The sequence below is a fragment of the Sphingomonas sp. genome, assembly GCF_040398505.1.
Lineage (GTDB): Bacteria > Pseudomonadota > Alphaproteobacteria > Sphingomonadales > Sphingomonadaceae > Sphingomonas.
On record NZ_JBBATX010000133.1, the window covers coordinates 1,548 to 6,494 of the forward strand.

Annotated in this window: 6 protein-coding genes; 1 reads left to right on the top strand and 5 read right to left on the bottom strand. The window is 65.0% G+C overall.

The window, feature by feature from the left end; genetic code table 11:
• Positions 1-555, top strand: a 555-nt coding sequence (locus tag ABWP09_RS12915; RefSeq protein WP_353205536.1) for a helicase-related protein, incomplete at its 5' end; no start/stop codon positions are given.
• A gap of 139 nt (positions 556-694) precedes the next feature.
• Here ABWP09_RS12915 and ABWP09_RS12920 read toward each other — a convergent pair.
• The 5 genes from ABWP09_RS12920 to ABWP09_RS12940 all read right to left on the bottom strand — a co-directional run.
• Positions 695-1,015, bottom strand: coding sequence for a PilZ domain-containing protein (locus ABWP09_RS12920; protein WP_353205537.1), 321 nt, complete (start codon positions 1,013-1,015; stop codon positions 695-697).
• A 125-nt stretch (positions 1,016-1,140) separates the two neighbouring features.
• The gene (gene tyrS / locus ABWP09_RS12925) at positions 1,141-2,367 is read right to left on the bottom strand and encodes a tyrosine--tRNA ligase (protein WP_353205538.1); all 1,227 of its coding nucleotides are present in this window, start codon (positions 2,365-2,367) and stop codon (positions 1,141-1,143) included.
• Positions 2,368-2,488: 121 nt separating this feature from the next.
• Positions 2,489-3,598: a peptidoglycan DD-metalloendopeptidase family protein gene (locus ABWP09_RS12930; RefSeq protein WP_353205539.1), complete on the bottom strand. Its 1,110-nt coding sequence runs from the start codon at positions 3,596-3,598 to the stop codon at positions 2,489-2,491.
• A gap of 10 nt (positions 3,599-3,608) precedes the next feature.
• Positions 3,609-4,373: a 5'/3'-nucleotidase SurE gene (surE, locus tag ABWP09_RS12935; protein WP_353205540.1), complete on the bottom strand. Its 765-nt coding sequence runs from the start codon at positions 4,371-4,373 to the stop codon at positions 3,609-3,611.
• A 124-nt stretch (positions 4,374-4,497) separates the two neighbouring features.
• A partial coding sequence (locus ABWP09_RS12940; protein WP_353205541.1) for an aminoacyl--tRNA ligase-related protein occupies positions 4,498-4,947 on the bottom strand: 450 nt, incomplete at its 5' end.

The window sequence follows — 4,947 nt, forward strand, 5'->3', positions numbered from 1 at the left end:
CGCGTCGGGCTGGTGCATGGTCGGATGAAACCCGCCGAAAAGGACGCCGTGATGTTGGCGTTTGCGGGCGGCCAGATCGGCGTACTGGTCGCGACGACGGTGATCGAGGTCGGCGTCGATGTCCCCAACGCCACGCTGATCGTGATCGAACATGCCGATCGCTTCGGCCTCGCGCAGCTCCACCAATTGCGCGGCCGCGTCGGGCGCGGGTCGGGCAAGTCGAACTGTTTGCTGATTCGGGGGGGCGCTTTGAGTGAGACATCGCGCGCGCGGCTTGCGCTGATGCGCGAGACGACCGACGGCTTCCGCATCGCCGAGGAGGATTTGCGGCTGCGCGGGGCGGGCGAATTGCTCGGCACGCGGCAATCGGGCGAAGCGGGGTTCCGGCTTGCGACGCCCGAGATGCTCGGCACGCTGCTGCCGGTCGCGACCGACGATGCGCGGCTGCTGATTGACCGCGACGGCGGTCTTGAGGGCCCGCGCGGCCACGCGGCGCGAACCGCGCTCTATCTGTTCGAGCGCGATGCCGGGGTTGCGTTGTTGCGCTCGGGGTGAGCGGGACGGGCCGGAGGCCCAAAAAAGATGATCTCACACAAAGACGCAAAGGCACAAAGAGTCAGAAGAATTTTTTCTTCTTTGTGGCTTTGTGGCTTTGTGTGAGATCATTCTTCTTCAAGACCGCTGCGCGGGGAGATCACCGCGCCTTCAACATCACCGCCAGCACATCGTAATAATCCGCGACATCGATTGGCTGCTCAAGTTCGCAGCCGATCCGTCCGCCGAGCGACCAACGCAGTTCGGCGACGACCACGCCGACCACCGGCAAGGTGATGCGCAACCGTTCGCCCACCGCAAAGGCAACATCCGCCCGCGCCATCAGCCCCATCGCCGAGAGATTGACGATCAACAGCGACACCGATCGCGCATCGGGCCCGAACGCTCGTGCGCGGTAATGAACTTCGTCTCGGGCCAGCGCACGGTTGTCCGTGACCGGCAAAGCCAGTGCCATCGCCATTGTCAGACCCCTTGGTTCGGTCATCCAAAAGTACGACAGGGGTATGAAGCAGGTGGCAACGAAGCCGCTTAACGAAGGGTTACCGCGCTGCACTTTTTGAGATTTTCAGAAATAAAGTGTGAGGGTTAGCCGCGAACGAGCAATCCGTGATGCTTCTTGCCCGCAGAGAGGCGGATGGGATCGTCGCCGACCGCGATCATCATCGTTTCGTCGCTGACCTTGTCCGCCCCGATCCGCGCGCCGCCACCCTTGATCAGCCGCTTTGCATCGCCTTTCGACGCGGCGAAGCCGAGGCCGATCAGGGCATCGACCACGCCGATGCTACCCGACACCGTGAAGGTCGGGAGTGCATCGCCAGCGGTGCCTTCCTCAAAGGTGCGCCGCGCGGTTTCGGCAGCGTCCTGCGCCGCCGTATCGCCGCGGCACAACGCCGTCGCTTCATTGGCGAGCACCACCTTCGCGGCGTTGATCTCGGCACCCGGCAGTGCCTCCAACCGGGCAATCTCATCGAGCGGCAAATCGGTGAACAAGCGCAGGAAGCGGCCGACATCGCGGTCATCGGTGTTGCGCCAGAATTGCCAGTAATCGTAGCTCGAAAGCTGGTCTTCGTTGAGCCACACTGCGCCGCTCGCGGTCTTGCCCATTTTTGCGCCATCGGCGGTGGTGATCAGCGGCGTCGTCAGCCCGAATACTTCGACCCCGTCGATCCGGCGGGTGAGTTCGATCCCGTTGACGATATTGCCCCACTGATCCGATCCGCCCATCTGCAACCGGCATTCGACGCGACGCGACAGTTCGAGGAAATCGTACGCCTGCAGGATCATGTAGTTGAATTCAAGGAAGGTCAGCGCCTGCTCGCGCTCCAGCCGCAGCTTGACCGAATCGAACGCTAGCATCCGATTGATCGTAAAATGCCGCCCGACATCGCGCAGGAACGGGATGTATTCGAGCTTGTCGAGCCAGTCGGCATTGTCGATCAGGATCGCGTCGGTCGGACCGTCGCCAAAGCTCAGGAAGCGTTCGAACACGCGGCGGATCGAGGCGATGTTAGCGGCGATTCCGGCATCGTCGAGCAACTTACGCGATTCGTCCTTGCCTGACGGATCGCCGACCTTGGTCGTGCCGCCGCCCATCACCACAATCGGCTTGTGCCCGGCCTGCTGCAGACGGCGCAGCATCATGATCTGAACGAGGCTGCCAATGTGCAGCGACGGCGCGGTCGCATCGAAGCCGATATAGCCCGGCACGACTTGGCGGAGCGCGAGCGCATCGAGCGCCGCCCCATCGGTCAACTGATGGATGTAGCCGCGCTCAGACAGGAGGCGGAGGAGGGCGGAAGTGTGCTCGGTCATGATATCTTCTCCCCCTCCGGCTTGCGGGAGGGGTTAGGGGAGGGGCTGTATTGCTGGTCCATAACATGCCCTCCCCCAGCCCCTCTCGCAAGCGGGAGGGGAGTCACAAGCGGAATGAGCGTCAAATCCCCGGCAATTGCCGCTGCGGGTCAACCGGCAAGCGCCCTTTGCGCATTTCGAAATGCACCTCGGGCCGGTCCGCCACGCCCGAATCGCCCGATAGCGCGATCGTCTGCCCGCGCCGGACCGATTGTCCGCGCTGAACGAGCAACTGGCTGGCATGGCCGTAAACCGTCGTCCAGCTATCGCCATGCTTGACGATCACCAGCCCGCCGAGATTGGGCACGCCCGATCCGGCATAAGCGACCACGCCGTCGGCCGCCGCCAGGATCGGCGTGCCGAGCGGCACCGCGATCTTTACGCCATTATACTTTTCGCCCGTCGCCCCACTCGGCCCGAAGCGCGCGACGATGCGGCCGTGCACCGGCCAGGCAAAGCCGCTGGTCAGGCGGCTGGGTTCGGTAATCGCTTGCGTGGCGGAGAGCACGCGGCGCGGTGAGGTGGTCGGCTTGACCGGGCGATCGTTCGCCGCGAGCGCGGGTTCGCCACCGGTTACGATGTCGTCGATATCGAGCTGGAAGGCGGCGGCGCGTTCCGCCGCACTGCTGCCGCCCGCGCTGCCCGGGATGAGCACGCGCATCCCGACGCGCAGGATATAGGGCTCGGCCAGATCGTTCGCACCCACGATCCGCGACCAGTCGACACCGTAGGCGCGCGCAATCGCGATTCCGGTCTGGCCCGCGCGCACGAGGTGATAGCGCCCGCCGGGGATCTCCAGCCGCTGCCCCGCGCGAATCACGAACGGCGCGGGCAGGGCGTTGGCGCGGGCGATCGCCTCGGAGCCCGCTCCGGTACGGTCGCCGACCGCGCGCAACGTATCGCCGGGGCGCACGATGTAGCTGCTGGTGCCGATCGTCTCGGCATCGGGCGTCACCGGGCGCGCCTGCCAGGCCGGCGGCGGGGCGGGAAGGGCGGAGACGCCATCGTCGATCCGGCGCGGTTCATAGGGGTCTTGCGACGCGCCATAGGGCCGCCCGCCCTCCGGCTCATAGGGTCGCTGGTCGTCGCGCGGATCATAGCCGCGCTGCGGGCGATCGGGATTGGGAATGCAGCCGCCGAGCGTCAAGACCAGCAGGAAAGCGCTAAATATCGTCCTGCTCCGCTCGCCCATACTCACCCCCTCACCCGTATAATGCCCCCAACATAGCGAGCGACGGGCGATGTGTCAGGTCGAGATGCAGCGGCGTCACGGCGACATAGCCATCGGCGACCGCCTCAAGATCGGTCGAATGCGCCGGCGTCTCAATCGTCGGCCCAAGCGCAAACCAGTGATAGTCATAGCCGCGCGGATCGCGATTGGTGACGATCTGCAACCGCCCATAATCGCGCAAGCCTTGCTGCGCGATCCGCACGCCCTTGACCGCATCCGCCGCGACCGCCGGAAAGTTGATGTTGACGAGCGTGCGCGGTTCGAGCGGCGCATCGATCAGCGGGCGCAGCACACGCTCGCCCCAGACGGTAGCGGCTTCGAACGGGACCGTGTCGCCCATTCCCTCGAGGTCATAGGCTTGGCTCAGCGCGATCGAGCGCACGCCCGCCAGCGCGCCCTCCATCGCCGCCGACACGGTGCCCGAATAGGTCACGTCCTCGGCGAGGTTCGCGCCGCGATTAACCCCCGACAGGATCAGGTCGGGCTTATGATCCTGCATGATCTTGGCGAGCGCCATCATCACCGCATCGGTCGGCGTGCCGGCGACGGCGAAGCGCTTCTCGGCATGTTTGCGCACGCGGATCGGGCGGCTGAGCGTCAACGAATGCCCCGCACCCGATTGCTCCTCGGCCGGCGCAACGATCCACACATCGTCGGAAAATTGCGCGGCGATCGCTTCGAGGATTTTCAGCCCCGGCGCGTGATAGCCGTCGTCATTGGTGAGCAGGATGCGCATCGGTCTTATCCTTTCGTCACCCCGGCCTTGTGCCGGGGTCCACCGGGAGGCAAGCGAACGGGCTTGGGGCGGGCGGTTTTGCTTGAGGCACCGTGGACCCCGGCACAGGGCCGGGGTGACGGCGTTACTTGTTGATCGGCTCCAGCCGGTCGACGCCACCCATATAGGGCAACAATGCCTCCGGCACCGAGATGCTGCCGTCTGCATTCTGATAATTTTCGAGCACCGCGACCAGCGTGCGACCGACCGCGAGGCCGGAGCCGTTGAGCGTGTGGACGAACTCGGTCTTTTTCTCGACGGCGACGCGATACCGCGTGTTCATCCGCCGCGCCTGAAACGCGCCGGTGTTCGAGCAGGAGCTGATCTCGCGATACGCGCTTTGGCCCGGCAGCCACACTTCTAGATCATAGGTCTTGCGCGCGCCGAAGCCCATGTCGCCGGTGCACAGCAGCAACTTGCGATACGGCAAGTTCAGCCGTTCGAGGATCGTTTCGGCGGCGCGGACCATGCGCTGATGCTCGGCCTCGCTGTCTTCGGGCCGCACGATGCTGACCAGCTCGCATTTCTCGAACTG